The sequence below is a fragment of the Micromonospora sp. CCTCC AA 2012012 genome, from assembly GCF_040499845.1.
GTDB classification, from domain to species: Bacteria; Actinomycetota; Actinomycetes; order Mycobacteriales; family Micromonosporaceae; genus Micromonospora; species Micromonospora mangrovi.
This window is the reverse complement of the sequence record NZ_CP159342.1, coordinates 6,666,626-6,692,456: the sequence shown is the minus strand read 5'-3', so window position 1 is coordinate 6,692,456 and position 25,831 is coordinate 6,666,626. Positions and strand designations below refer to the sequence as shown.

Genomic DNA, 25,831 nt, shown 5'->3' with positions numbered 1-25,831 from the left:
GCCTGTTCAACGGCGGTACTGTGACGGGACCTGCCGGATCGAAAGCGGAATCGGGTCCGGCTTCACGAAGGAAAGGTCACGCATGGACGACATGGACTGGGCGCTGCTGCGGGAGCTCCAGACCGACGCGCGGCTCTCCTTCAGCGAGCTGTCCCGCCGGGTGCACCTGTCGCCGCCCGCGGTCGCCGAGCGGGTGCGTCGGCTGGAGGAGTCCGGGGTGATCACCGGCTACCACGCGCACGTGGACCTGACCCGGGCCGGTCGCACGGTGGTCGCGATGATCCGGATGTCCTGCTACGGCCCGCGCTGCATCCTGCACGACCCGGAGGTGGCCGGCTGGCCGGAGATCCTGGAGATCCACCGGATCACCGGGGACGCGTGCAGCATGCTCAAGGTCGCGGCCGGGTCGATCGGCGAGTTCGAGCGGGTCATCGACCGGCTCGCCCCGTACGGCCAGCCGTCCAGCACGATGGTCCTCTCCACCCCGCTGGACTGGCACCCCGTCACCCCCCTCGCACCCCCGGCCCGCCGGAAGTAGAGGTTCACGGCGGGCTGCGGTGGGAATGCACGCCGCACTGCCCGTCAGCAGGATTCCGGTGCACCGCACCGGGAGGGGGGAATCATGCGGGGGCTTCTGTCACATCGCGCCCTGGCGGCCGTGTTGACCGTGCTCGGCCTGGTCGGGGCGTTCGTCTTCACGACCGGCACGCCGGCCCGGGCCGGGACGACCGTCTTCATCGAGGTCACACCGAACAGCGTGCAGGCCGGCGGCCGGGTGAACATCCGGGCCAGCTGCGACAGCAACAACGACCGGCAGGCCCAGGTCACCTCGGACGCCTTCGGCCGGGTGGTGCTCCGGCCCGACAACGGCTTCCTGACCGGTGCGGTGACCGTGCCGAACAACAAGGCGCCCGGCGACTATCCGGTCGACCTGAGCTGCTCGAACGGCGGCAGCGCGCAGACCATGCTCACCGTGCTGCAGATGGCGCAGCCGAGCAAGGGGCCGGCGACCGGTGGCGGCGGCACGGCGGGCGGCCGGGGCGGCGGATCGCTGCTGCTGGTCGGGGGGCTCGCCGTGGTGGCGGTGGCGGCCGGCTTCGGCGCCGTCGGCACCCGTCGCAGGGCCGCGCCCCGCGCCTGACGGGACCGCGGCCATGTCCCGCTCAGGCGACCGGCGGAGGCGGACACGGGCCGGCGTCCGGCTGCTGTCCCGGGCGTCCCGCCGGTTCGTCCGGGTGGCCGGGCACGCCTTCTCGGCCAGCGTCACCACGGCCGACCCGCAGGCCCGACCGGTCCCGGTCCGTCGGCGGGCAGCGGCGGCGGGCCGGTGGCGGACCGTCGGGTCGGCCGGTCCCGGCGCCCCGGTACTGGCGATCGCCGCGCTGATGGTGCTGATCGTGGCGATGCTCGGCGTCGAGCGGATCACCGGCGTCAGCGTGCTGCCGGAGCAGTGGAGCGCCGGGCTGCGGCCACCGCCGAAGAAGTTCCCGGTGCTGCCGGCGAGCCCGCCGACCGACATCGCGATCGGGAAGATCGACCTGCGGGCGCCCGTACACCGGGTGGGGCTCGCGCCCGACGGCAGCATCGCGGTGCCGGACGTCGGCAAGGCCGGCGAGGCCGGCTGGTACGACCAGGGCCCGACCCCCGGCCAGTACGGTCCGGCGGTGATCGTCGGGCACGTCGACACCACCACCGGACCGGCGGTCTTCCACGGGTTGAAGAGCCTCGACGACGGCGACCGGGTGGAGGTGACCCGGCAGGACCACTCGGTGGCCGTCTTCGAGGTCACCTCGGTACGGCGGTACGGCAAGGACCGGCTGCCGGCGGACGAGGTCTTCGGCGACTTCAGCCGACCCAACCTGCGGTTGATCACCTGCGGGGGCAAGTGGGTGGGCGGCGAGACCGGGTACGCCGACAACGTGGTGGTCTACGCGTCGCTGGTGAAGGCGCGCGGGCCGTGACTCAGGCGGCCTCGGGCTCGCGCAGGTCGAGCCAGTCCGCCCAGCGCGGGTCGGGCGCCCGGTGGCCGAGCACCCGCCAGGCCGTCCCCTTCGGCGGGGCCGGCAGGCTGTGCAGCCGCCAGCCCAGCTCGGCCGGGGTCTTGTCGCCCTTGGTGTGGTTGCACCGGGCGCAGGCCGCGACGACGTTCTCCCAGGCGTGCCGGCCACCGCGGCTGCGCGGGAAGACGTGGTCGATGGTCTCCGCCGGACCCCGGCAGTAGGCGCAGCGCCAGCCGTCCCGGGCGAAGATCGCCCGGCGGGAGAGCCCGACGTGGGTGCGGTAGGGCACCCGGACGAAGCGGGTCAGCCGGACCACCGACGGCACCGGAAGCGCGTCCCGGGCGCTGTGCAGGACGCCCTCGCCGTCGGCCACGCAGACGGCCTTGGCGGAGAGGACGAGGATCGCGGCCCGACGCACGGACACGACGCACAGCGGCTCGTAGGTGGCGTTGAGGACCAACGCGCCGGAGCCCGCCGTGGGTCGTATGTCAGGCATCGTGCTCACCCTCCCGGTCCAGCCGCTCCTGCCGCTGTCGCACCGGTGCCGCCCCCGCGGGCAGCGGGGAACCACACCGGCGCCGGCCGGATCACCGACGTCCGTTGCGCCAATAGTCCCTGATCGGAACCGGGATTGCACGTACTAATCCGGGGTCCCCTCCGGAACCTTCCCCCGGCCGTGTCAGGATGACCGGTTCCGCCCGGCTTGATCTCCGTCGGCCGGGCCGGTGGGGCGGCGACCGGTCCCCCACGGCCGTGCGGTACGAAGACACGGTGAGTGCCACCGGTCTGCTGCTTCTCGCCCTGTCCGCCGCCGAGGACCCGACTCCGGGCCCGACACCGTCGGTCGACTGCCGGACCGACCCCTGGTGCAAGAACGTCTACGAACTGACCAACTCGGCCTGGTTCGCCGAGGGCAGCTACTGGATCGTGCTGAAGCCGCTGCGGGTGGTGCTGATCCTGCTGCTGGCGATCGCCGCCCGCTGGGCGCTGCACCGGACCATCAACCGGCTGGTCCGCACCACCACCGAGGGTGCCGTGCCGACCATGCTCCGGCCGCTGCGCGAGCGGATCCCGAGCGCCTCGCTCGACCCGGAGCAGTTCGTGCCGGAGCGGCGGCGGCAGCGCGCCGAGGCGATCGGCTCGGTGCTGCGCAGCATGGTCACCGCGTTCGTCTTCGGCATCGCGCTGCTGATGGTGCTCAAGGAGTTCAGCTTCGACCTGGCACCGCTGCTGGCCAGCGCCGGCATCGCCGGTGTGGCGCTCGGCTTCGGCGCGCAGAGCCTGGTCAAGGACCTGATCGCCGGCCTGTTCATGCTGATCGAGGACCAGTACGGGGTCGGCGACACCGTCGACCTCGGTGAGGCGACCGGCGTGGTCGAGTCGGTGGGGCTGCGGGTCACCACGGTCCGCGACGGCCGGGGCGTGCTCTGGTACATCCGCAACGGCGAGATCGTCCGGGTGGGCAACAAGAGCCAGGGCTGGGCCCTGGTGGTGGTCGACCTGCCGATCGGGTTCGCCGGCACCGAGGAGGCCACCGCGGTGCTGCGTACGGCCGCCGCCTCGATGGCGATGGACCCGGAGCTGGCACCGCAGATCGTCGAGGAGCCCGAGGTGCTCGGCGTCGAGCAGATGACGGTCGACGGCGCGGTGATCCGTACGGTCGTCAAGACCACCGCCGAGGGGCAGTTCTCGGTGGGCCGGGAGCTGCGTCGCCGGCTCGCCGAGGCGCTGGAGAACTCCGGGATCACGGCCCGGATCGCCGCCGCCCGGCTCTATCAGGGCGCACCGGCGAGGTTCCCCGGAGCGGGCGAGACCGGTGCCGGCGGACCGACCTGAGCCGTCGGGGCCGGACCGACCGGGCCGGACGATCGGGGGTCGCGGACGCCCGGCCCCTCGGGTATCGTCCGTTCGTTCAGTCGGAGATGCGACGATCAATCCGTTCACCCTAGCCAGTTGTCAGACGATCGGGCAGAATCCGGTGAAACACGCTCCTTCGAGGAGCGTGCTCGTGTCCTCGCTGATCCGTAGATCTGACGACGGTTCCCGGGCTGGTCATCACGAGTGGCCGATCTTGGGGAACGATGGAGGCGACGGTGTCCGACGAGCGACCCGCCCGGGAGGGGCCCGCCACCTTCCGTGAAGTGTTCGCCCAGGTCGAATATCGCGCCGTATTCGCGGCCAGCACGCTCTCCTGGATCGGCGACTACATCGCCAAGGCCGCGGTCACCGTCCTGGTCTACCGGGAGACCGACTCGGTGGCGCTCTCCGCCGCCGCGTTCGCCGTCAGTTACCTGCCCTGGCTGGTGGGTGGCCCGCTGCTGGCCACGCTGGCCGAGCGGCACCGCTACCGCAGCGTGATGGTGACCTGCGATCTGCTCCGGATGGCGCTGATGCTGCTGGTCGCCATCCCGGGCAACCCGCCGTGGCTGATCCTCGCCCTGCTCTTCGCCGCCACCCTGGCCAACCCGCCGAGCCAGGCCGCCCGGTCCGCGCTGATGCCGCTCATCCTCGCCGGTGACCGGCTGGTCGTCGGGCTCTCGATCAACGCCAGCGTCGGCCAGGCCGCACAGGTCGTCGGCTACCTGGTCGGCGCGACCATCGCCGTGGTCTCCCCGACCCTCGCCCTGCTGATCAACGCGGCGACCTTCGGCGCGTCGGCCCTGCTGGTCCGGTTCGGCCTGCGGAACCGGCCGCCGGTGATGAGCCCGGCGCACCGCAGCCACCTGCTGCGGGAGACCGGCCAGGGCTTCCAGATCGTCTTCGGCCGCCCCGTGCTGCGCGCCATCGCCGTGCTGGTCTTCAGCGCGATGCTCTTCTCCATCGTGCCGGAGGGGCTCGCCGCGGCGTGGGCCGCCGAGCGGGCCGGCGACGGCGTGGACACCGGCGTCGCGCAGGCCGTCATCATGGCCGCCAACCCGGTCGGCTTCATCCTGGGCGGCCTGCTGGTCGGCCGGGCGCTCTCGCCGGACCGTCGGTTGGCGCTGATGCGACCGCTGGCGGTCCTCGCGCCGCTGGTGCTGGTCCCCGCGCTCCTCGACCCGCCGCCGCTGGTGGTGGCCGTGCTGGCGGCGATCTGCGGGTTCGCCGTCGCCGGGTTGCTGCCGATGGCCAACGGGCTCTTCGTCCGGGCCCTGCCCGACGGCTACCGGGCCCGCGCGTTCGGCGTGATGGCCAGCGGCATGCAGATCATCCAGGGGCTCGCCGTGCTGGTCACCGGCCTGCTGGCCGAGCGCTTCCGGATCCCGCTGGTGGTGGGCATGTGGAGCGCGGCCGGCGTGGGGCTGATGCTGCTGGCCACCCTGACCTGGCCGAGCCGCGAATCGGTGCAGGCCGCCGTCGACCAGGCCACGCGGGACAACGCCGCCGGCGCGGCCCCCGCGAGCCCTCCGGCGCGTACGCCGGTGGACGAGCGGCCGGGCGACCGGGGCCGGCACAGCCACGCGGTGACCTGATCGACACCACCACCGACCGGTGGGCACCGGTCGGCACCCGGGGCAGCCTGGCAGGATGGAACGGTGAATCCCGCAGGTGAATCCGACCGGCCCGGAACCCCCGTCACCCTCTTCGAGGCGGTCGGCGGCGAGCCGACGTTCCGCAAGCTGGTCGACGAGTTCTACGCCGGCGTCGCCACCGACCCGCTGCTGCGCCCGATGTACCCGGAGGAGGACCTCGGGCCGGCCGCCGACCGGCTGACCCTCTTCCTCATGCAGTACTGGGGCGGCCCGAACACGTACTCGGCGCAGCGTGGTCACCCACGGTTGCGGATGCGGCACGCTCCGTTCCGGATCGGCGCCGCGGAGCGGGACGCGTGGCTGCACCACATGCGCCGGGCGGTGGACCGGCTGGACCTGCCGCCGGAGATCGCCACCGCGCTCTGGGACTACCTGGAGCGGGCCGCGTACTTCATGGTCAACGCCATGGAGGGCCCGGCCGCCGGCGCGTGACACCGACGGCCGGACCGGCGCGGCCGGGCGACCGGCCCGGCCGGCGCACTCAGAGCAGGGCGCCCTCGTCGTGCAGCCAGTCCACGAAGGTGGTGGCGACCGCCGCGCCACAGTCGAGCATCTCGACCAGGAGCGCGTCGTGCGTCCCGGCGCCGAGCGGCACCTGGAGCTCGGCGTAGATCGGCAGTTGACCCCGCTCGGTCGGGTCTCCGATGTAGGCCTTGCAGAACCGTCGGGTGTGGTTCCACTCGTTGACCACCCGGTAGGCGCGGTCCGCCCAGTCCGGCGGCACCGTCGCGTGTGGACGAGCCCGCATCACCAGGATCTCGTCCTCCGGACCCTCCAGCGTGACCAGCACCGCGTGCCGCTCCCACATGGCCAGCAGGTTGCCGTCGCCGTCGGCCAGGTAACGCACGTCGAGCAGGTCGAGCGCGTCGCAGACCCGACCGAGGGTGACCGGCGCTACCGTCGCCGGCATCTCGCTCCGCACCGCCCGGTCGGCGGCCGGGGCGTCGTCCCCCGGCTGACGGGGGGTCGGTGGTCCGACCCGGACGGTGTCATCCACTGTGATCCCGCTTCGAGTTTCCGGATCGCCGCCACCGGCGGGACCTGGGCGCCATGACCACCACGGCATCGCTCGCGCACCTCACTCCCCAGCGGATCCAGCCGCCTACGGTGCGTTGGATCCGAGGATGGACGGTACCCGGACAGCCGGGTTGAGGCATCCCCCCAACGGCTGCCCCAGCCCGGAAGAATGAGCCGGGGTCATCCGTTCGGACGATCACCGGTGGGCGTCAGGGCGAGTTCCGCGACCTTCCGCGACCACGCTGCTCCATACGGTCCCACCAGTCCGACCCACCGGCCGGCGGTGCGTACCTGCACGTCGCCGTCGCCGAGGAAGCCCATCCGGACCAGCCCCTGCACCAACCGCTGCGACACCTCCACCGGCGCCTCCGGCGCGTCGTCGGGGGTGACCACCACCGCGACGTGGTCGAGCAGCGCGTCCCGCAGCACCCGCTGCCCCACCGCCCGGCCCCCCACCCCGTGGGTGGCTGCCTCGCGCAGCGTGCCGGCCGCGGCGGCGGCGATCCGGCGTACGTCGGCCGCGGGGAGCAGCTCCACCGCCCGGCTCGCCAGCGGCGGCAGCGGCCAGCGCCACAGCTCGTCGCGGCGGCGGGGCAGGGCGGCGCCCCCGGCCGACAGCTCGGCCAGCAGCTCGCCCGCCGCGACGGTCACGTCACCGGGCGCCACCCCGGCCACCGTCCGGACCACGAGCACCCCCCACGGCAGCCGCGCCCACAGGGCCGTACGCCCCGCGCCCGGCACCGGCCGGAGCCGGACCACCGTGGCGGGGTCGAGCCGGACCAGCCGGGCCAGGAAGGCGCCCGCGTCGGCCACCCCGGCCAGCCCGTGCCCGGTCATGACACGTCCGCCCCGGGGGCGTACCGGAGCAGGAAGGCGCGCTCCTCCGGGCTGATCCGGCGGGGCCGCTGCGCGGTCAGGTCGAACGGCACCAGCACCGAGCGGGCCCGACTGGCCAGCACCTCACCGTCGTACAGCTCGTAGTCGACGGTGAAGGAGGCGGCCCGGACGTCGGAGATCCACAGCTCGATCCGGACCGTGGGGGCCGCCTCCGCGCTGGCCCGGCCGAGCGCGTAGTCGACCGGGCGCAGGTAGTCGACCTCGTGCCGACGGATGACCACCCCGTCGGCGAACGAGCCCACCCCCCACGCCCGGCCACCGGCGAACATCAGCGCGACCCGCGCCTCCTCGTAGAGGGTGAGGAAGCGCGAGTTGTTGACGTGGCCGTACGCGTCCAGGTCGGACCAGCGCAGCGTGCAGTGGTAGACGAACCGGTCAGTCACGGGTGAGCTTGCGGTAGGTCACCCGGTGCGGGCGGGCCGCGTCGGCACCGAGCCGGTCGACCTTGTTCTTCTCGTACGCCTCGAAGTTGCCCTCGAACCAGAACCACTTGGCCGGGTTCTCGTCGTCGCCCTCCCAGGCCAGGATGTGCGTGGCGACCCGGTCCAGGAACATCCGGTCGTGGGAGATGACCACGGCGCAGCCGGGGAACTCCAGCAGCGCGTTCTCCAGGCTGGAGAGGGTCTCCACGTCCAGGTCGTTGGTCGGCTCGTCGAGCAGGATGACGTTGCCGCCGATCTTGAGGGTCAGCGCCAGGTTGAGCCGGTTCCGCTCGCCGCCGGAGAGCACCTTGGTGGGCTTCTGCTGGTCCGGCCCCTTGAAGCCGAACGCGGCGATGTACGCCCGGGACGGCATCTCGACCTTGCCGACCATCAGGTAGTCCAGGCCGTCGGAGACGACCTCCCAGACCGTCTTGTCACCGGCCAGGCCCTGCCGGTTCTGGTCGACGTACGACAGCGAGACGGTGGGACCGACCCGGACGTCGCCGCCGGTCGGCTGCTCCAGCCCGACGATGGTCTTGAAGAGCGTGGTCTTGCCGACGCCGTTCGGACCGATGATGCCGACGATGCCGTTGCGCGGCAGCGAGAACGACAGGTTGTCGATCAGCAGCCGGTCACCGAAGCCCTTGCTGAGGTGGTGCGCCTCGATGACGGTGCTGCCCAGGCGCGGGCCCGGCGGGATCTGGATCTCCTCGAAGTCCAGCTTCCGGGTCTTCTCCGCCTCGTTGGCCATCTCGTCGTACCGGTCGAGGCGGGCCTTGGACTTGGTCTGCCGGGCCTTGGCGTTGGAGCGGACCCACTCCAGTTCCTCGGTGAGCCGCTTCTTCATCTTGGCGTCGCGGCGACCCTCGACGGCGAGCCGGGCGGCCTTCTTCTCCAGGTAGGTGGAGTAGTTGCCCTCGTACGGGTAGGCCCGGCCGCGGTCCAGCTCCAGGATCCAGTTGGCCACGTTGTCGAGGAAGTACCGGTCGTGGGTGATCGCCATGACGGTGCCGGCGTACTTGGCCAGGTGCTGCTCCAGCCAGGAGACGCTCTCCGCGTCCAGGTGGTTGGTGGGCTCGTCGAGCAGCAGCAGGTCGGGCGCCTCGAGCAGCAGCTTGCAGAGCGCGACCCGGCGGCGCTCACCACCGGAGAGCTGGGTGACGTCGGCGTCCGGCGGCGGGCAGCGCAGCGCGTCCATGGCCAGTTCGAGCTTGGAGTCGATGTCCCAGGCGTCGAGGTGGTCCAGCTCCTCCTGGAGCTTGCCCATCTCCTCCATCAGCTCGTCGGAGTAGTCCGTCGCCATCTGCTCGGCGATCTTGTTGAACCGCTCCAGCTTGGCCTTGGTCTCGGCGACGGCCTCCTCGACGTTGCCGAGGACGGTCTTGGCGTCGTTGAGCGCGGGCTCCTGGGCGAGCATGCCGACGGTGTAGCCGGGCATCAGCCGGGCCTCGCCGTTGCTCGGCCGGTCCCACCCTGCCATGATCTTGAGGAGGCTGGACTTACCGGCACCGTTCGGGCCGACCACACCGATCTTGGCCCCCGGCAGGAAGTTCAGCGTCACGTTGTCGAGCACGACCTTGTCGCCGTGCGCCTTGCGCGCCTTTTCCAGGACGTAGATGAACTGGGCCACGGTGCGGGCTACCTCCGTCGGTTGCGATCGCGAGCTGGTGCGGCGCGGCGCGGGCGGCGACTGCCGCCCGCCGCCGCCGGCCGGGAGCCGGCCGCGCGCACGCCGCCGTCAATCCTGACAGGTACGACCCGCTCCGCCCACATCACCCCGCCCGAGCAGTACGCGTGGCGCGTTGCATCCGACGGTATAACCAACTAGCTTCCGCGGTATGACCAAGAAGATCGCGATCAGCGTCCCGGACGACGTGGCCGAGCGCTTGGCCGAGGAGCCCAACGTCTCCGCCTTCATCACCGACAGCGTGCGACAGCGGATGGCGGGTGAGCGCACGAGGCGAGCCCTGCGTCAGGTCGGCTTCCGACTCTCCGAAGAGGGGCTCGCCAAGGCCGGCCGCACCCTCGACGAGGCGCAGGCGAGGATCACGCCCGACCTGCGCGCCGAGGCAGCGGCGCTGCTGAGCGAGTCATCCCGCGGGCGGCTGACCGTCCGTGACTGACGCCGGGCTGGTGCTCGACACCGCGTGCCTGCTGGCCTACTGCGAAGGCACCGAGACGGTCGGCGAGCAGATTGCCGAGGTCGCCGACCGCCGGCAGTCGGTGATCATCCCGGCACTCTGCCTGGCGGAGGCGTACCGGCGGGTGCACACCGACGGTTGGCGACTCCTGGACACCCTCGGCGACCTCGCCCACGTGGAGGTCGCGTCCGTCACGCACGACATGTGCATGTTCCTCGGCGGCTGGTCGCGCACCCTCGGCGGCATGGACCTCGCCCAGGCCGCCCTGGAGGCCGCGCGGGCCACCAGCCCGATCATGACCGACCGGCGCGAGCTGCTCGGTGAGGTGCTGCCGAAGGAGTGGCCGATCATCGACCTCTGACCAGGCGATGTCGACAAGATCACGCCGAGGGTTCAGCAACCGTGGGACGGGTAGGTGACTCCGGCACGGGGCAACAGACGCCGCAGCTACGCTCAGTACGCTCATCGCGGTGGACCCGTCAGCACCCGGAGGTGGCCGATCGTGACCGTCCGTAGCTCCTTTGTCGTAGTGGCGAACCGACTGCCGGTCGACGAGGTGAGCACACCCGAGGGACGGCAGTGGCGACGCAGCCCCGGCGGGCTGGTCACCGCGCTGCACCCCGTGCTCGCCGAGCACCAGGGCACCTGGGTCGGCTGGGCCGGTGGCACGGGTGCCGCCCCCGAGCCGTTCGACCTGGAGGGGATCCGGCTGCACCCGGTGCCGTTGAGCGCCGAGGAGCTGGAGCGCTACTACGAGGGCCAGTCCAACGCCACCATCTGGCCGCTCTACCACGACGCCGTGGAGACCCCGGCCTACAAGCGCCGGTGGCGCGAGGCGTACCGCCTGGTCAACGCCCGGTTCGCGGAGGCCGCGGCGGAGGTCGCGGCCGAGGGCGCGACGGTCTGGGTGCAGGACTACCAGCTCCAGCTGGTCCCGGCGATGCTGCGCGAGCTGCGGCCGGACCTGAAGATCGGCTTCTTCCTGCACATCCCGTTCCCGCCGATCGAGCTGTTCATGCAGATGCCGTTCCGGACCGAGATCCTGCGCGGTCTGCTCGGCGCCGACCTGGTCGGTTTCCAGCAGCGGCTGGCCGCGCAGAACTTCGTCCGGCTGGCCCGGCACCTGCTCGGGCTGCGCTACGAGGGCCAGATGATCCAGGTCGACGGGCGGCAGGTGAAGGCCGGCGCCTTCCCCATCTCGATCGAGACCAAGGAGATGGAGCGGCTGGCCGAGGACCCGGCGATCCAGGCCCGCGCCAAGCAGATCCGCGAGGAGCTGGGCAACCCGAAGACGATCATCCTGGGCGTGGACCGGCTGGACTACACCAAGGGCATCGAACTCCGTCTCAAGGCCTTCCGGGAACTCCTCTCTGACGGAAAGTTGACAGTTCCCGACGCGGTTATGGTGCAGGTCGCCACGCCCAGCCGCGAGCGCGTGGAGCACTACCAGGCACTACGCGTCAAGGTGGAACGCGAGGTTGGCCGGATTAATGGCGAATTCGGCCGGGTCGGCGTGCCTGCCGTGCATTATCTGCATCAGTCGTACAGTCGCTCCGAACTGGCCGCGATGTACGTCGCGGCCGACGTGATGATGGTGACCCCGCTGCGAGACGGAATGAATCTGGTGGCCAAGGAGTACGTCGCATCGCGCGCCGACCAGGGCGGCGCGCTCGTGCTCAGTGAATTCGCCGGCGCCGCCACCGAGCTGCGCCAGGCCTTCCTCTGCAACCCGCACGACCCCGACGCGGTCAAGGACGCGCTGCTGCGCGCCGTGCACGTCGAGAAACCGGAGGCCCGCCGTCGGATGCGGGTGATGCAGCGACACCTGCGCACCCACGACGTGGGCCACTGGGCCAAGTCCTTCCTGACCGAACTCGGCGTGCCCGATACGGAGGTTGCGTGAACTCCCCCACCACCCACGCCGCCGTGATGGACCCGGAGCTGCGCGCCGCCATCGGCCGCATCGCCCGGGTCCCGCAGCTCCTGGTGGCCTGTGACTACGACGGCACGCTCGCCCCGATCGTCGAGGACCCCAGCAAGGCCGTACCGCTGCCCGAGTCGGTGGCCGCGATCCGCGCGCTGGCCTCGCTGCCGCAGACCAGCGTCGCGGTCGTCTCCGGCCGGGCGCTGCGCGACCTGGCCACGCTCTCCCGGCTGCCCAGCGAGGTCCACCTCGTCGGCAGCCACGGCTCGGAGTTCGACATCGGCTTCGTCGAGCGGCTCACCCCCGAGCTGATCGCGGTCCGCACCCGGCTGCGCGAGGCGCTGCGCGAGATCGCCGCGGCCCACCCCGGCGTACGCCTGGAGCGCAAGCCGGCCAGCGTCGCGGTGCACACCCGCGGGCTCGACCCGCAGGTCGCCGCCGCCGCCGTCGACGCGGTCCGCAGCGGCCCCGCCACCTGGGACGACGTCACCGTCACCCAGGGCAAGGAGGTCATCGAGCTGTCCGTCGTGGCGACCCACAAGGGCACCGCGGTCGACCAGCTCCGCACCCAGCTCGCCGCCAGCGCGGTGCTCTTCATCGGCGACGACGTCACCGACGAGAACGCCTTCGGCAACCTGCACGGCCCGGACGTCGGCATCAAGATCGGTCCGGGCGAGACCCGGGCCGACCACCGGGTCGCCGAGCCGATCGAGGCGGCCCGGGCGCTCGGCCTGCTGCTGGAGACCCGGCGGCACTGGCTCTTCGGCGAGCGCGCGGTCCCCATCGAGCGCCACTCGATGCTGGCCAACGGCCGTACGGTCGCGCTGCTGACGCCCGAGGCGAAGGTCACCTGGCTCTGCCACCCCAAGCCCGACTCGGCGGCGATCTTCGCCGACCTGGTCGGCGGCAGCCCCGCCGGGCACTTCAGCGTCGCCCCGGAGCGCGGCGGCATCCCGCTCGGCCAGCGCTACCGCAACGGCACGATGACGGTGGAGACCCGCTGGTCGGGGCTGACGGTCACCGACTGGCTGGACCTGCCGGCCAGGGAGACCACCCCCGACGGCCCGGCCGTCGTCACCGGCGACTCGACCATGGTCCGGGTGCTCGACGGTCGCGGCAAGGTCCGCATCGAGTTCGCCCCGCGCCCGGAGTTCGGTCAGGTCCAGGTGCAGCTCCAGCCGCTCGACGACGGGCTGCTGGTGCTCGGCTCCAACGAGCCCGTCGCGCTCTATTCCCCCGGCGTGACCTGGGAGGTCACCAACGACGGCGGGTACGAGACGGCGAAGGCCGTGGTCGACCTGTCGGCGGCCGGCGGCCAGGTGGTGCTGGAGCTGCGCTTCGGCACCCAGAGCCTGGAACACCACCGGGTGCCGGTGCACGAGCGGCAGGCCAACGCCGAGCAGCCCTGGAAGGACTGGGTGGCCTCGCTGCGGCTGCCCACCACCGCCCGGGACCTGGTGGCCCGCAGCGCGCTCACCCTGCGCGGGCTCTGCCACGAGGCCACCGGCTCCATCCTCGCCGCGGCGACCACCTCGCTCCCCGAGGAGCTGGGCGGCGTCCGCAACTGGGACTACCGCTACTGCTGGCTGCGGGACGCGGCGATGACCGCCCGCGCGCTGGTCGACCTCGGCTCCACCGAGGAGGCGGAGGCGCTGCTGCGCTGGGTCGACGGCTGCATCGAGCGCACCGGCGGGCACCCGGAGCGGCTGCACCCGCTCTACACCGTGGACGGGTACGAGCTGGGCGCCGAGGCGGTCATCGACACCCTCCCCGGCTATGCCGGCTCCCGCCCGGTACGCGTCGGCAACCTCGCCAACCACCAGCTCCAGCTCGACGTCTTCGGCCCGATCGCCGACCTGATCGCCGCCGTCGCCGACGCCCGGGGCACCGTCCGGGAGGACGAGTGGCGGGTGCTGGAGAACATGGTCGAGGCGGTCCGCCGCCGTTGGCACGAGCCCGACCACGGCATCTGGGAGGCCCGCCTCCCCCCGCGGCACCACATCTTCTCCAAGGTGATGTGCTGGATGACCGTCGACCGGGCGCTGCACGTGGTGCGGCAGCACGGCGGCGAGGACCGCCCCGAGTGGGTCGAACTGCGGGACCGGATCGGCGCGAACGTCCTCGAACACGGCTGGCACGACGACGCCGAGGCGTACAGCGTCGCGTACGGGCACGAGGACATGGACGCCTCCTCGCTCTGGATCGGTCTGTCGGGGCTGCTCCCGGGCGACGACCCGCGCTTCCTCTCCACCGTGCTCAAGATCGAGGCGGATCTGCGCAGCGGCCCGGTCGTCTACCGCTACCACTGGGACGACGGTCTGCCCGGCCGCGAGGGCGGCTTCCACATCTGCACGGCGTGGCTGATCGAGGCGTACCTGCGCACCGGGCGGCGGACCGACGCGGAGGAGCTGTTCGCCCAGATGGTGCTCACGGCGGGCCCGACCGGGCTGCTCCCCGAGCAGTACGACCCGCTGGCCGAGCGCGGGCTGGGCAACCACCCGCAGGCGTACAGCCACCTCGGGCTGATCCGCTGCGCCCTGCTGCTGGACAACATGCTCAAGCAGTAGGACCGCTCCTCAACGCCGACGTGGCGGTGTCCCGGTCACCCGGGCACCGCCACGTCGGCGTTCCGGGCCGATCAGGCGAGGGCCTCGACGACGTCGCCGACGACCACGATCGCCGGTGGGCGGATTCCCGCCGCGGCGACGTCCGCGGCCACCGCGCCGAGGGTGGAGCGCAGCGAGCGCTGGGCGCCCGTCGTGCCCTCCTGGATGACGGCGACCGGGGTGGCCGGGTCCTTGCCGTGCCCGGTGAGGGTGTCGGCGATCGCCGCCAGGTTCTTCAGCCCCATCAGGATCACCAGGGTGCCGCGCAGCCCGGCGAGGGACTCCCAGCGGACCAGCGAGGCGGGCGAGTCCGGCGCGACGTGCCCGGAGACCACGGTGAACTCGTGCGCCACCGCCCGGTGGGTGACCGGTACGCCGGCCACCGCCGGCACCGCGATCGCGCTGGTCACGCCCGGCACCACGGTCACCGGCACGCCGGCCGCCGCGCAGGCCAGCAGCTCCTCGCCGCCGCGCCCGAAGACGTACGGGTCGCCGCCCTTGAGCCGGACCACGACCTTCCCGGCCAGGGCCCGGTCGACCAGGATCCGGTTGATCTCCTCCTGCGTCCGGGACGGGCCGTACGGGATCTTGGAGGCGTCCACCAGCTCGACGTCGGGCCGCAGCTCGTCCAGGAGCAGCCCCGGCACGAGCCGGTCGGCGACCACCACGTCGGCCTCGGTGAGCAGCCGCCAGCCCTTCACGGTGATCAGCTCCGGGTCGCCCGGCCCCGCCCCCACCAGCGCCACCCGCCCCATGGCCCGGTCCCCGGCGCCGGCCTCGACCGGGGGCCGCGGCGGGACCGGGGGCGGCACCAGCGCGCCGGTCCGCTCGCCCAGCAGGGCGCGGATGGCGTCGCGGACGGTCATCGCGCGGTGCGGGTCACCGCCACCGAGGACGGCGACGGTGACCGGGCCGTGCCGGGTCACCGCCGGGGTCCACGCGCTGGCGGCCGTCCGGTCGTCGGCCCGGACGCAGAAGATCCGGCGCTCGGCGGCGGCGGCGCTGACGGACGCGGCGGCGGCCCGGTCGTCGACGGCCACCTGGACCAGCCACGCCCCGTCGAGGTCCTCGGGGGCGAACCGGCGCGGCTCCCAGTGCAGCCGGCCGGCGTCCACGTGCGCCTGCAGCGCCGGGGTCAGCTCCGGCGAGACCAGCAGCACGTCGGCGCCGGCGTCGAGCAGGGCGGGCACCCGCCGGGTGGCGACCGCTCCCCCACCCACCACGACCACCCGCCGGCCGGCGAGCCGCAGGCCGAGCGGGTAGGGGTTCGCTGCCCCGCTCACTTCTCGGCCACCCCGGCCGAGTCGAAGGTGGCCACCTCGTGCAGCACCCGGACCGCCCCGGTGACGACCGGCAACGCGAGCAGCGCACCGGTCCCCTCGCCGAGGCGCAGCCCCAGGTCGATCAGCGGGTCGAGGCCCAGGTGCCGCAGCGCGGCGGTGGCGCCCGGCTCGGCCGAGCGGTGCCCGGCGACCATCGCGCCGACCGCGTCGGGGGCGAAGGCCGCGGCGGCGAGCGCGGCGCTGACCGCGATCACGCCGTCCAGCAGCACCGGGACGCGACGGGCGGCGGCGCCCAGGATCAGCCCGGCCAGCGCGGCGTGCTCCAGCCCGCCGACCGCGGCCAGCACCCCCAGTGGGTCCGCCGGGTCCGGCGCGTGCCGGTCCAGCGCCGCGCGGACCACGCCGACCTTCCGGGCGTACGTCTCGTCGTCCACCCCGGTGCCCCGGCCGGTCGCCTCGGTCGGGTCGACGCCGGTGAAGGCGGCGATCAGTGCGGCCGCCGGGGTGGTGTTGCCGATGCCCATGTCCCCGGTGAGCAGGATGCCCGCGCCCGCGTCCACCAGCTCACCGGCGACCCGGATGCCGGTCTCCACGGCCGCCCGCGCCTCGTCCCGGGTGAGCGCGGCGGTGACGGTCAGGTCCCGGGTGCCGGCGCGGACGTTGGCCCGCAGCAGCCGCGGCCCGCCCACCTCGCCGACCCCGCCTCCCGAGCCGGTCTGGTCGGTCGGGTCGAACGGCAGCGGGGTGGCCACGCCGACGTCGACCACGGTGACCGAGGCGCCGGCCTGCCGGGCGAAGGCGTTGACGACCGCGCCGCCGGCCAGGAAGTTGCCGATCATCTGGGCGGTGACCTCCTGCGGCCACGGGGTCACCCCCTGGGCGTGCACGCCGTGGTCACCGGCGAAGATCGCCACCGCGGCCGGCTCCGGCAGCGGCGGCGGGCAGCTCCCGGCCAGGCCGGCGAGGCGTACGGAGAGGGGTTCGAGGGCGCCGAGCGAACCGGCCGGCTTGGTCAGCCGGCTCTGGAGGTCGCGGGCGGCCGCCATCGCCGTCTCGTCCAGCGGGCCGATCGCCGCGACGGTGGACTCCAACATCATGCCTCCAGGATCTCCGCCAGTACCTCGGTGAACGCGTCGCTGGTCGCCGGGTCGCGCACCGCGATCCGCAGCCAGTCCGGGCCGAGCCCCGGAAAGGTGTCGCCCCGGCGGACCGCCCAGCCCCGCTCGCGCAGCCGTTCGCGTACCCGGTCGGCGCCGGAAAGGTGGATCAGCACGAAGGCGCTGGCCGGCTGGCCCGCGACGCGTACGCCGGGCAGGCCGGACAGGCGGTCGACCAGGTGGTCGCGGTCGGCGGCGAGCGTCGCGGCGATCTCGCGCTCGGCCGCGACGGCGGCCGGGCTCGCGCAGGCGGTCGCGGCGGCGAGCGCCGGGGTGGAGACCGCCCAGAGCGGCTGGGCCGCGGCGAACCGGGCCAGCAGCCCGGCCTCGCCGAGCAGGTAGCCGATCCGCAGGCCGGCCAGGCCCCAGGTCTTGGTCAGGCTGCGCACCACGACCAGGCCGGGCAGGTCGCGGCGGGCGGCCAGGGACTCCGGCTCGCCCTCGACGCCGGGTGCCCGGGTGGTGTCGGCGAACGCCTCATCGACCACCAGCACCCGGCCGGGCCGGGCCAGCGCGGCCAGCGCGCCGGCCGGGTGCAGCACCGAGGTCGGGTTGGTGGGGTTGCCGATCATCACCAGATCGGCGTCGGCAGGCACCCGGGCCGGGTCGAGCCGGAAGCCGTCGGCCGGGTCGAGCAGCACCCGCTCGACGGAGTGACCGGCCGCGCGCAGGGCGGCCTCCGGCTCGGTGAACTGCGGGTGCACCACCACCGGCCGGCGGGCCCCGCGCAGCGCCCGGGCGATCAGCACGAAACCCTCGGCGGCACCGGCGGTGAGGAGTACCTCTTCCGGGGGACGGCCGTGCCGGGCGGCGACCGCGGCGCGGGCGGGCGCCGGGTCGGGATAGGCGGCGAGATCGCCGAGGGCGGCGACGACCGGGTCGGCGAGCCAGTCGGGCATCGGGGCGCGCCGGACGTTGACCGCGAGGTCGACCAGGCCGGGGGTCGCCTCGACGTCGCCGTGGTGGGCGAGGTCCGGCTCGTGCCCGGTCGCCGGGTCCGGGCCGGGGGCCGGCGTCCCGATCAGCTCAGCGCGCATGTCCGCGATCCTGCCGGGAAGCTGCCGTGCGGGACAGCGGATCCCGGCGTGGGCCGCGTCACCACCCGGCCACCCGCTCGCCCGTTTATGAATTCTTCTCATTTCTGATTCGGAAATGTCATAGCTTGACCCTGTGAGCAACCGACCCCTTGCTTCCGCTGGTCGTGCCGTTCCCCTCCTCCGCGCCGGACTGATCGCCGGCATCGTGGTCGCCGCCGCGGCGTACCCGCTCGCCGCCGTGACCGGGATCGGGGCCAAGGCCACCGCGCACGCCGTGGAGCAGAAGACGAGCATCCTGAAGACCGCGCTGCCGGCCGAGACGTCGTACCTGTACGCGCCGGACGGCCGGACCGTACTGACGATGTTCTACGAGGAGTACCGGCAGTACACCAAGATCCAGGACATGTCCCCGAACATCCAGCAGGCCATCGTCGCCGCCGAGGACAACCGCTTCTACCAGCACCGCGGCGTCGACCCGAAGGGCGTGGCCCGCGCCTTCGTCGCCAACGCCCGCTCCAGCGGCGTCTCCCAGGGCGCCTCCACGCTGACCATGCAGTACGTCCGGATGGCCCTGCGGGACAGCGCCAGCACCCCGAAGGAGGTGCAGGAGGCCACCCAGCAGACCAGCCTGCGCAAGGTCAAGGAGATGCGGATGGCGCTGGACGTGGAGAAGGAGCTGACCAAGGAGCAGATCCTGGAGCGCTACCTCAACTCCGCGTACTTCGGCCACCGGGCGTACGGCATCTACGCCGCCTCGGAGATCTTCTTCTCCAAGACCCCGGCCACCCTCTCCCCGGTCGAGGCAGCCACCCTCGCCGGCCTGGTCAAGTCCCCCTCCGAGTACGACCCGATCACCTCGGACCAGAAGGACGCCACCGGCCGGCGCAACTACGTGCTGGACAACATGGCCCGACTCGGTTATCTCTCACCGGACGCCGTCGCCGCCGCGAAGAGCCAACCGATCCGGCTCAAGCTCACCAACCCGCCCAACGACTGCGCCTCGATCACCCAGCAGTACCGCAGCTGGGGCTTCGCCTGCGACTACCTGAAGAACTGGTGGAGCGCGCAGCCGGCGTTCGGGGAGAACCGGCTGGAACGGATGGACAAGCTGCGCCGCGGCGGCTACCGGATCGTGCTCAGCATCGACCCGAAGATCCAGTCGGCGGCCGAGACGAACGTCGGGGCGAAGGACAACACCGGCAGCCCGTTCGCCAACGGGATCGTGGTCGCCGAACCGGGCACCGGGCGGATCAAGGCGATGGCGGTGAACCGGAACTACTCGCTGGACCTCAGCGAGAACGGGCCCAGCTCCAATCCCGAGGCCGACCCGAAGATGAAGGCCAACTACCCGAACACGGTCGCCCCACTGCTCGGCGGGGGCTCGCTCCCCGGCTATCAGGCGGGCTCGACGTTCAAGATGTTCCCGATGCTCGCCGCGCTCAACGCCGGGATGCCGCTTTCCACCGCGTACGACTCGCCGTACCGCTACAAGTCGGCCGTCTATGACGGGTGGGCCCCGTCCAACGCCAGCGGGGCGATGACCGGACGGCAGACCATGTGGTCCGGCTTCGGCAAGTCCGTCAACACCTACTTCGTGCAGCTGGAGGAGCAGGTCGGCGCGGACAGCGCGGTCCGCCTCGCCGAGCAGCTCGGGCTGCGCTGGCGCACCGACGTGGACAAGGAACAGGCGTCGCCGGGCAAGGCGAAGAAGTGGGGCGCGTTCACCCTGGGCGTCTCCGACGCCACCCCGCTGGAGATGGCGAACGCCTACGCCGCGGTCGCCGCCGACGGGCGGTACTGCGAGGCCATCCCCGTCATGTCGATCACCAACCGGGACGGCACGCCGGCCACGTACACCACCGCGGGCGGGGTGCAGCGGGAGATCGCCAAGCCGCGCTGCCGGCAGGTCGTCAACGCCGACGCCGCCCGCGCCGCCACCGACGCGGCCCGCTGCCCGACCGGCGACACCCCGGCCCGGGGGAGCTGCGGCGGCTGGTCGACGGCCGACAGCGTCCGGGGTACGGTCGGCCGCCCGGTCGCCGGCAAGACCGGTACGACGGACAGCACCCGGTCCGCCTGGTTCGTCGGCTACACGCCGGAGCTGGCGGCGGCGAGCTTCATCGCCGACCCGGACAACCCGTTCAACGCGGTGGGTGACGGCCAGTCCCAGATCCCGGTCAACGCGGTGGCGAACACCCTCCGCGACGCCCTCAAGGGCCAACCCACCCGCCAGTTCACCCCACCCTCCGACCAAATGGTCGGCTGACCCCACCCACCCACCCCACCCACCACCCCGAACCGCCCGGGGGTGCGCCCGGGCTAGTTGATCAAGAGGTTTGCGTCCAGGATCCCCGTGATCCCCGACGCGAACCTCTTGATCAACAACGAGAAGGTGGCCGGTCAGGCCGGGGTCTCCACGGTGGCCGGGTCGTGGAGGGCCGCGGCGACGAGGCGGGCGGCGATCTCGGGGTGGGCCGCCCAGTGGGGGACGAGCTGGGAGGCGTGCACGCCGCGCCAGACGAAGCCCTCCGGCGAGCCGCCGTCCCAGCTCCACGCCGGTCGGTCACCGGATCGGGGAGTGACCACGGCGGCGTGCTGCTTGTGCCCCACCACCACCGCACCGGCCGGCGCCACCACGCTCCCGGCCTGCGCCGTCGCCTCCCGGTAGCCGATCACCATGCCGTCCCGGCTCGCCCCGATCGCGTCCAGCACCCCGCACATGGGCAGCCCGTCCAGCTCGCGGGCCAGCCACAGCAGGCCGGCCCCCTCGGCGATCACGGGCCGGCCGGTCCGGGCCAGCTCGGCGACGGCGATGCAGAGCCGCCGGTTGGCGGAGAGCTGCTCCGCGTACGACTCGGGGAGCCCGCCGCCGACGACCAGCGCGCGGGTGCCGGCGGGGAGCGCCTCGTCCCGCAGCGGGTCGACGGTGACCACCTCCGCCCCGGCGGCCCGGAGCAGCTCGGCGGTCTCCGGGTGGCTGTAGCTGCCGCCCGGTCCCCCGGCCAGCGCCACCACCGGGCGCTCCCCGGCGGGCGGGCCGTCGGCCGGCGCCGGTGACCAGGCGTCGACGGTGAGTTCGGGCGCCGAGCGGGCCAGCCCGAGCAGCCGCTCCAGGTCGACGGTCGCGGCCACCGCCTCGCCCAGCCGACGCACCGCCCGGGTCGCCTCGCCGTCGCCCTGCACGACGGGCACCATGCCGTGCCGCCGGGCGGGCAGCACCGGCGGCAGCTCGTGCCGGCGCAACGCCCCGTAGACCGGGACGCCGATGTCGTCGAGGGCCTCGCGCAGCATCGCCTCGTGCCGGGGCGACGCCACCCGGTTGAGGATCACCCCGCCCAGCCAGAGCTGCTCGTCGTACGCCCGGAAGCCGTGCACCAGCGCGGCCACCGACTGGCCCATCGCCGCGACGTCCACCATCAGCACGACCGGGCTGCGCAACGCGGTGGCGACCGCGGCGGTGGACTCCGTCTCGGGGTGCCCGGAGATCGAGTCGTAGAGCCCCATGGTGCCCTGCACCACGGCCAGCCCGGCCCCGGCGGCGCCGTGCGCGAAGAGCGGAGCGATCCGTTCCGGGCCGACCAGCCTCGGGTCGAGGTTGCGGCCGGGACGGCCGGCGGCCAGCCCCAGGTAGGCCGCGTCCACCTGGTCCGGGCCGATCTTGAAGCCGGCCACGTCGACGCCGGAATCGGCGACGGCGGCGAGCAGGCCGAGGGCGAGCGCGCTGGTGCCGTGCCCGGAGGAGGGCGCGCTCAACACGACGCGCGGCACGACGGTCATCATCGACTCCTCACGGGCGACGGTACGGCGGGCGGGCGGCGGCCCGTGGAGCCCGTTCCGCCCGCGTGACCATACCCGGCCCGACCGAGGGACGGTTGCCGCCGAACAGGCGGATCCGGCCCCGCGCAGGTCGGCGCGGTCGGCACAGCGGGTAGCCTCGACCCGTGTACCGGTTCCTGCTGACCCCACGCTGGCTGGGCTGGCTCGCGCTGACCCTGGTCGCCGCCGCGGTGATGGTGTTCCTCGGCAACTGGCAGCTGGACCGCTACCGCGGTCGTACGGCGATCAACGATCGGATCGACGCCGGCGCGACGATGGCCCCCGCCCCGCTGCGCGACGCGATGCCCGCGCCCACCGGCGGCCCCGGCACCGCCGGCCCGGCCCCCGCCGACGACCTGACCTGGACCCGGGTCACCGTCACCGGCCGCTACGACCCGGCCAACCTGGTGCTGGTCCGGGGCCGGACGGTCGACAACACGGTGGGCTTCGAGGTGCTGACCCCGCTGGTCCTCACCGACGGCACGGCGGTGCTGGTGGACCGGGGCTGGATCCCCCCGGCCCCGGGCGCGGGCGCGACCACCCAGCCGCAGGTGCCGGCCGCTCCCGGTGGCGAGGTGACCGTCACCGGCCGGGTGGTGTCCAGCGAGAGCGGCGGCGGCGGGGTGGACCGGCGCGACGGCAAGCTGGAGACCCGCCGGATCGGCATCCCCCGGCTGGCGAAGCAACTGCCCTACGCCGTCCACGGCGGGTACGTCCTGCTCGACCAGCAGACCCCGGCCGCCGACCCGGCGTTCCAGGCGGTGCCGATCGGGCACACCAACAACTGGCAGAACTTCGGCTACGTCGTCCAGTGGTGGCTCTTCGCCGGGATGAGCCTGGTCGGCTACGGCTGGGTGGCCCGCCGGGAGGCACGTCGCGCGGCCGGTCTCGACCGCCCCCGCCAGCCCGTCGACCGGGCCGCCGAACCGACGCCCAGCGCCTCCGTCTGACCCCCGCCCCGGCGCCGGCCGGACCGTCCGGAACCGGACAGCCGGTGGGTCCCCGGACGACAGGGGACGTTGTAGTGTGCGCTGGATGATCACCGACCGTGCGGGGTCGCGGTGACCCCTGAGCCCACGATGCCCCTGCCGCCCTCCCACGATCCGTGGGAGGTGACGCCCCAGCCGCGCACCTACGCCGCCGCGCCGGCCACCGAGCAGTTCCCGGCACCCGCCGCGCCCGCGGGACCGCCCGCCGACACCTGGCCGCCGATGACCGCGGTGCCACCCTCCGCCCCGCCGCTCTCCGCGCCGCCGGTCGCTGCGCCGCCGTTCTCCGCGCCCCCGAATCCGTCGGGCGCGCTGCCGGCCCCGCCGGCCGGGGAGCCGGTCCTGCCGCCCCCGGCGCCGTTCCCGGCACCTCCGGCGGCGTTCCACACCCCGCCGAACGGGTTCACCACCCCGCCGACGAGCACGCCGTTCTCCACCCCGCCGAACGGCTTCACCGCCCCGCCGACGAGCGCGCCGTTCTCCACCCCGCCGTTCTCCGCGCCACCGGCTCCGCACTCGGCGCCCCCGGCGGCGCTCGTTCCCCGGCCGGGGCCGTACCCGCCGGCCCCGATGTCGGCCGTTCCGGTGACCGTGCCGCCCCATCCGGTCGGGCAGTCCGTGGTGGCCGTGCAGATCGGCGAGATCATGGTGACCCCGCCGGTGATCCGTACGCCGGCCGGCGTGCTGCCGCTGGCCGGGGCGAGCTGGCACGTCGCCGACCACTGGCAGAAGGAGGAGAAGATCGCCACCTGGGCGCTGGTCTGCGCCGTCCTCGGCTTCTTCTGCCTGACCTTCTTCAGCCTGCTCTTCCTGCTGGTCAAGGAGACCCGGCACCACGGCACCGTGCAGGTCACCGTCACCAACGGCGCGCACCAGTACGTGGCCCGCATCCCGGTCGTCGACCAGAGCCAGGTGCAGCACCTGAACAACCAGGTCAACTACGCCCGCACGCTGTCGCTGGGCTGACGGCCCGCCGTCGGGGGTCGAGCGCCGGCCCCCGGCGGCGTCAGCCGGTCACCCGACCGGCGTGGATGGCGCGTACGGCGTCGATGGTGTCGGCCTCGGCGGCGGTCTTGTCGTCGCGGTAGCGCACCACCCGGGCGAAGCGCAGCGCCATCCCGCCCGGATAGCGGCTGCTGGTCTGCACCCCGTCGAACGCGATCTCGACGACCTGCTCGGGCCGGACCCGGACCACCCAGTCGCCCTTCTCCACCGCCAGGCCGAGGAAACGTTCGGTCTGCCAGCGCAGCAGCTCGTCGGTGAGCCCCTTGAAGGTCTTGCCGAGCATGACGAACTCGCCGGTGCGCGGGTCGCGGGCCCCGAGGTGCAGGTTGGAGAGCCAGCCCTGTCGTCGACCGCTGCCCCACTCCACGGCCAGCACCACCAGATCGAGGGTGTGCCGCGGCTTGACCTTCACCCAGGCGGAGCCGCGTCGGCCGGCGTCGTAGGGCGCCGCCGGGTCCTTGACCACCACGCCCTCCTGACCGGCGTCGATCGCGGCGGCGAACGCCGCGCCGGCCTGCTCCGGCCCGTCCACCTCCACCCGACCGACCAGCAGCGCCGGGTCGACCACCCGGGCCAGGGCGGCCCACCGCTCCCGCCCCGGCAGGTCGACCAGATCCACGCCGTCGAGGTGCAGCAGGTCGAAGAAGTACGGTGTCAGCACCGTCCCGTCGGCGCCCTCGGCGGCCGGGACGACCACGGAACCGGTGGCGCGCCGGGCGGCCCGGCTGGAGGTCTGCTGGAACGGCAGCGGGCGGCCGGTGGCGTCCAGCCCGATCGCCTCGCCGTCGAGCACCAGCTCCCGGGCGGGCAGCGCCCGGACGAGGGCGACCACCTCCGGCAGCCGGGCGGTGATGTCGTCCAGACTGCGGGTGAAGATCGCGACGTCCTCGCCGGAGCGGTGCGCCTGGATGCGGATGCCGTCGAGCTTCACGTCCACCACCGCCGGGACCCCGGTGGCGGTGAGCGCCTCGTCCACCGAGGGGGCGCTCTGCGCCAGCATCGGGGCGAGGGGGCGGCCCACCTGGAGCCCGAACCGGGCCAGCGCGTCGGCCCCGCCGGCGAGCGCGGCGACCGCGACGGCCCGCAGGTCGCCGGCGAGCAGCAGCGCCCGGCGTACGGCGGTGACGGGCACCTCGGCGGCCCGGGCGACCGCGTCGGCGAGCAGCCCGGCCTGGGCGCCCTGGCGCAGCTCACCGCTGAAGAGGCCGACCAGCAGCCGCTGCTCCTCGGCGGTGGCCGTGCCGAAGAGCCGGTGCAGCAGCTCCCGGCGTCGGGCCTGCGAGCCGGCACCACGGACGGCGGCGATCCCGTCGATCGCGGCGTCCACGCCGGCCACCGTCAACGTCGGCTCGGCGGCCGGCGGGGGCAGCTCACGAAGGGCCGCCCAGCCCACCCCCGTCTGGCGTTGACGCAGCTCACCGGCGAGATAGCCGGCACCGGCCGGCACCTCGGAAGCGTCGAGCGCCCGGAGCGCGGCGGCCAGCAGCTCCACCTTGGCCCGCCGGCCGCTGGTGGCGCCCACCGCGGCGGAGGTGGCCGCCAGGTCGAGGAACCGCACGCCCCTCATCCTGCCAGTCACCCCCGACACGGCGGGGCATCCCGACCGGGTGACGGGTCCCGCGCGTCACCCGGTCCCGGCCGGCTCCCGACGGCGGCCCGGCCCCGCGCCGGGCCCGATCAGCACCCGACGCGGTCGAACGTCAGCCGCGCCGGAGGCGATCCGTGGCGGAACGCGGCGGAGCCGGCCCCGGTCAGGCCGAGACCGGCTCCTCGATGCGCAGGCCGCGGGCGCGCACCTCGTCGGCGACCCGGGTGAGCAGGGTGTCGAGCGAGACCAGCGCCGCGGAGAGCTCGCCGAGCTGTTCCTTGAGGGTCTCCTCGGGCCACGCGGAGACGTCGACGTCCCCCAGAGCACTGACGGCGGCTTCCAGCCGTGACATCACGTCGTTCGTACGCATGTTCGAAAGGCTATAACAGCCCCGCGCCCGACACACCGGAAACTCCGACATCGACCCCGAAGTTACG

At 73.6% G+C, this 25,831-nt stretch carries 24 protein-coding genes; 13 read left to right on the top strand and 11 right to left on the bottom strand.

What is annotated here, in order from left to right; all coding sequences use genetic code 11:
* Positions 1–82: 82 nt before the first annotated feature.
* From ABUL08_RS30395 to ABUL08_RS30385, 3 genes are all read left to right on the top strand, one after another.
* Positions 83–538 (top strand): Lrp/AsnC family transcriptional regulator, encoded by a 456-nt coding sequence (locus ABUL08_RS30395; protein WP_350933501.1) that lies wholly within the window; start codon positions 83–85, stop codon positions 536–538.
* Between the two features lie 84 nt (positions 539–622).
* Complete coding sequence (locus tag ABUL08_RS30390) at positions 623–1,141, top strand: hypothetical protein (protein ID WP_350933500.1); 519 nt, start codon at positions 623–625, stop codon at positions 1,139–1,141.
* 13 nt (positions 1,142–1,154) lie between these two features.
* Complete coding sequence (locus ABUL08_RS30385) at positions 1,155–1,961, top strand: class F sortase (protein ID WP_350933499.1); 807 nt, start codon at positions 1,155–1,157, stop codon at positions 1,959–1,961.
* Position 1,962: 1 nt separating this feature from the next.
* Here ABUL08_RS30385 and ABUL08_RS30380 read toward each other — a convergent pair whose 3' ends face one another.
* On the bottom strand, positions 1,963–2,496 hold the full coding sequence (locus ABUL08_RS30380) for an HNH endonuclease (RefSeq protein ID WP_350933498.1): 534 nt from the start codon (positions 2,494–2,496) through the stop codon (positions 1,963–1,965).
* A gap of 257 nt (positions 2,497–2,753) precedes the next feature.
* Here ABUL08_RS30380 and ABUL08_RS30375 point away from each other — a divergent pair, with 257 nt between their 5' ends.
* The 3 genes from ABUL08_RS30375 to ABUL08_RS30365 all read left to right on the top strand — a co-directional run bounded on the left by ABUL08_RS30375 (position 2,754) and on the right by ABUL08_RS30365 (position 5,944).
* Positions 2,754–3,836 (top strand): mechanosensitive ion channel family protein, encoded by a 1,083-nt coding sequence (locus tag ABUL08_RS30375; RefSeq protein ID WP_377521896.1) that lies wholly within the window; start codon positions 2,754–2,756, stop codon positions 3,834–3,836.
* A gap of 245 nt (positions 3,837–4,081) precedes the next feature.
* A complete protein-coding gene (locus tag ABUL08_RS30370; RefSeq protein WP_350933496.1) occupies positions 4,082–5,452 on the top strand; it encodes an MFS transporter in 1,371 nt (456 codons plus the stop codon).
* A gap of 63 nt (positions 5,453–5,515) precedes the next feature.
* On the top strand, positions 5,516–5,944 hold the full coding sequence (locus ABUL08_RS30365) for a globin (RefSeq protein ID WP_350933495.1): 429 nt from the start codon (positions 5,516–5,518) through the stop codon (positions 5,942–5,944).
* A 49-nt stretch (positions 5,945–5,993) separates the two neighbouring features.
* Here ABUL08_RS30365 and ABUL08_RS30360 read toward each other — a convergent pair whose 3' ends face one another.
* From ABUL08_RS30360 to ettA, 4 genes are all read right to left on the bottom strand, one after another.
* Positions 5,994–6,578, bottom strand: a complete 585-nt coding sequence (locus ABUL08_RS30360; protein WP_350933494.1) for a type III secretion system chaperone family protein — start codon at positions 6,576–6,578, stop codon at positions 5,994–5,996.
* A 131-nt stretch (positions 6,579–6,709) separates the two neighbouring features.
* The gene (locus ABUL08_RS30355; protein WP_350933493.1) at positions 6,710–7,366 is read right to left on the bottom strand and encodes a hypothetical protein; all 657 of its coding nucleotides are present in this window, start codon (positions 7,364–7,366) and stop codon (positions 6,710–6,712) included.
* Positions 7,363–7,809: an acyl-CoA thioesterase gene (locus ABUL08_RS30350; RefSeq protein ID WP_350933492.1), complete on the bottom strand. Its 447-nt coding sequence runs from the start codon at positions 7,807–7,809 to the stop codon at positions 7,363–7,365. Before ABUL08_RS30350 ends, ABUL08_RS30355 begins: the two co-directional genes overlap by 4 nt.
* Complete coding sequence (gene ettA, locus ABUL08_RS30345; protein ID WP_350933491.1) at positions 7,802–9,478, bottom strand: energy-dependent translational throttle protein EttA; 1,677 nt, start codon at positions 9,476–9,478, stop codon at positions 7,802–7,804. Before ettA ends, ABUL08_RS30350 begins: the two co-directional genes overlap by 8 nt.
* A 208-nt stretch (positions 9,479–9,686) precedes the next feature.
* Between ettA and ABUL08_RS30340 the strand changes: the two genes are divergently transcribed.
* The 4 genes from ABUL08_RS30340 (at position 9,687) to otsB (ending at position 14,480) form a co-directional block, all read left to right on the top strand.
* Positions 9,687–9,971, top strand: coding sequence for a hypothetical protein (locus ABUL08_RS30340; RefSeq protein WP_350933490.1), 285 nt, complete (start codon positions 9,687–9,689; stop codon positions 9,969–9,971).
* Positions 9,964–10,350 carry a hypothetical protein gene (locus ABUL08_RS30335; protein ID WP_350933488.1) on the top strand — a complete coding sequence of 129 codons (387 nt, stop codon included), beginning with the start codon at positions 9,964–9,966 and terminating at the stop codon, positions 10,348–10,350. The genes ABUL08_RS30340 and ABUL08_RS30335 overlap by 8 nt, the downstream gene beginning before the upstream one ends.
* A gap of 141 nt (positions 10,351–10,491) precedes the next feature.
* On the top strand, positions 10,492–11,892 hold the full coding sequence (locus tag ABUL08_RS30330) for an alpha,alpha-trehalose-phosphate synthase (UDP-forming) (protein WP_350933487.1): 1,401 nt from the start codon (positions 10,492–10,494) through the stop codon (positions 11,890–11,892).
* 26 nt (positions 11,893–11,918) lie between these two features.
* Positions 11,919–14,480 carry a trehalose-phosphatase gene (gene otsB / locus ABUL08_RS30325; protein ID WP_350938927.1) on the top strand — a complete coding sequence of 854 codons (2,562 nt, stop codon included), beginning with the start codon at positions 11,919–11,921 and terminating at the stop codon, positions 14,478–14,480.
* Positions 14,481–14,551: 71 nt separating this feature from the next.
* Here the strand turns inward: otsB and cobA are convergent, their stop codons facing one another.
* From cobA to cobC, 3 genes are read right to left on the bottom strand one after another with little or no spacing between them, the layout of a single operon-like run.
* Entirely contained in the window at positions 14,552–15,802 is a 1,251-nt protein-coding gene (gene cobA, locus ABUL08_RS30320) for a uroporphyrinogen-III C-methyltransferase (RefSeq protein WP_350933486.1), read from the bottom strand.
* Positions 15,799–16,896 carry a nicotinate-nucleotide--dimethylbenzimidazole phosphoribosyltransferase gene (cobT, locus tag ABUL08_RS30315; protein WP_350938925.1) on the bottom strand — a complete coding sequence of 366 codons (1,098 nt, stop codon included), beginning with the start codon at positions 16,894–16,896 and terminating at the stop codon, positions 15,799–15,801. The genes cobA and cobT overlap by 4 nt, the downstream gene beginning before the upstream one ends.
* Positions 16,896–17,996, bottom strand: coding sequence for an Rv2231c family pyridoxal phosphate-dependent protein CobC (gene cobC, locus ABUL08_RS30310; RefSeq protein ID WP_350933485.1), 1,101 nt, complete (start codon positions 17,994–17,996; stop codon positions 16,896–16,898). The genes cobT and cobC overlap by 1 nt, the downstream gene beginning before the upstream one ends.
* Before the next feature lie 133 nt (positions 17,997–18,129).
* Between cobC and ABUL08_RS30305 the strand changes: the two genes are divergently transcribed.
* Positions 18,130–20,262: a transglycosylase domain-containing protein gene (locus tag ABUL08_RS30305; protein ID WP_350933483.1), complete on the top strand. Its 2,133-nt coding sequence runs from the start codon at positions 18,130–18,132 to the stop codon at positions 20,260–20,262.
* Positions 20,263–20,396: 134 nt separating this feature from the next.
* Here the strand turns inward: ABUL08_RS30305 and ABUL08_RS30300 are convergent, their stop codons facing one another.
* Positions 20,397–21,773 carry a cobyrinate a,c-diamide synthase gene (locus ABUL08_RS30300; protein ID WP_350933482.1) on the bottom strand — a complete coding sequence of 459 codons (1,377 nt, stop codon included), beginning with the start codon at positions 21,771–21,773 and terminating at the stop codon, positions 20,397–20,399.
* Positions 21,774–21,937: 164 nt separating this feature from the next.
* On the opposite strand from ABUL08_RS30300, the gene ABUL08_RS30295 reads away from it, so the two are divergent.
* Entirely contained in the window at positions 21,938–22,762 is an 825-nt protein-coding gene (locus tag ABUL08_RS30295; RefSeq protein ID WP_350933481.1) for an SURF1 family cytochrome oxidase biogenesis protein, read from the top strand.
* 162 nt (positions 22,763–22,924) lie between these two features.
* Complete coding sequence (locus tag ABUL08_RS30290) at positions 22,925–23,767, top strand: hypothetical protein (protein WP_350933480.1); 843 nt, start codon at positions 22,925–22,927, stop codon at positions 23,765–23,767.
* Between the two features lie 40 nt (positions 23,768–23,807).
* Here ABUL08_RS30290 and ABUL08_RS30285 read toward each other — a convergent pair whose 3' ends face one another.
* Positions 23,808–25,364 (bottom strand): ATP-dependent DNA ligase, encoded by a 1,557-nt coding sequence (locus ABUL08_RS30285; protein WP_377521902.1) that lies wholly within the window; start codon positions 25,362–25,364, stop codon positions 23,808–23,810.
* A gap of 193 nt (positions 25,365–25,557) precedes the next feature.
* Entirely contained in the window at positions 25,558–25,764 is a 207-nt protein-coding gene (locus ABUL08_RS30280) for a hypothetical protein (RefSeq protein WP_350933478.1), read from the bottom strand.
* Positions 25,765–25,831 lie beyond the last annotated feature (67 nt).

Bases quoted from the DNA above. Each gene is read 5' to 3' on its own strand.
- cobC (WP_350933485.1), bottom strand. From the start codon at position 17,996: ATGCGCGCTGAGCTGATCGGGACGCCGGCCCCCGGCCCGGACCCGGCG.
- ABUL08_RS30390 (WP_350933500.1), top strand. From the start codon at position 623: ATGCGGGGGCTTCTGTCACATCGCGCCCTGGCGGCCGTGTTGACCGTG.
- ABUL08_RS30385 (WP_350933499.1), top strand. From the start codon at position 1,155: ATGTCCCGCTCAGGCGACCGGCGGAGGCGGACACGGGCCGGCGTCCGG.
- ABUL08_RS30280 (WP_350933478.1), bottom strand. From the start codon at position 25,764: ATGCGTACGAACGACGTGATGTCACGGCTGGAAGCCGCCGTCAGTGCT.
- ABUL08_RS30395 (WP_350933501.1), top strand. From the start codon at position 83: ATGGACGACATGGACTGGGCGCTGCTGCGGGAGCTCCAGACCGACGCG.
- ABUL08_RS30370 (WP_350933496.1), top strand. From the start codon at position 4,082: ATGGAGGCGACGGTGTCCGACGAGCGACCCGCCCGGGAGGGGCCCGCC.
- otsB (WP_350938927.1), top strand. From the start codon at position 11,919: ATGGACCCGGAGCTGCGCGCCGCCATCGGCCGCATCGCCCGGGTCCCG.
- ABUL08_RS30380 (WP_350933498.1), bottom strand. From the start codon at position 2,496: ATGCCTGACATACGACCCACGGCGGGCTCCGGCGCGTTGGTCCTCAAC.
- ABUL08_RS30355 (WP_350933493.1), bottom strand. From the start codon at position 7,366: ATGACCGGGCACGGGCTGGCCGGGGTGGCCGACGCGGGCGCCTTCCTG.
- cobT (WP_350938925.1), bottom strand. From the start codon at position 16,896: ATGTTGGAGTCCACCGTCGCGGCGATCGGCCCGCTGGACGAGACGGCG.
- ABUL08_RS30300 (WP_350933482.1), bottom strand. From the start codon at position 21,773: ATGACCGTCGTGCCGCGCGTCGTGTTGAGCGCGCCCTCCTCCGGGCAC.
- ABUL08_RS30360 (WP_350933494.1), bottom strand. From the start codon at position 6,578: ATGCCGTGGTGGTCATGGCGCCCAGGTCCCGCCGGTGGCGGCGATCCG.
- ABUL08_RS30340 (WP_350933490.1), top strand. From the start codon at position 9,687: ATGACCAAGAAGATCGCGATCAGCGTCCCGGACGACGTGGCCGAGCGC.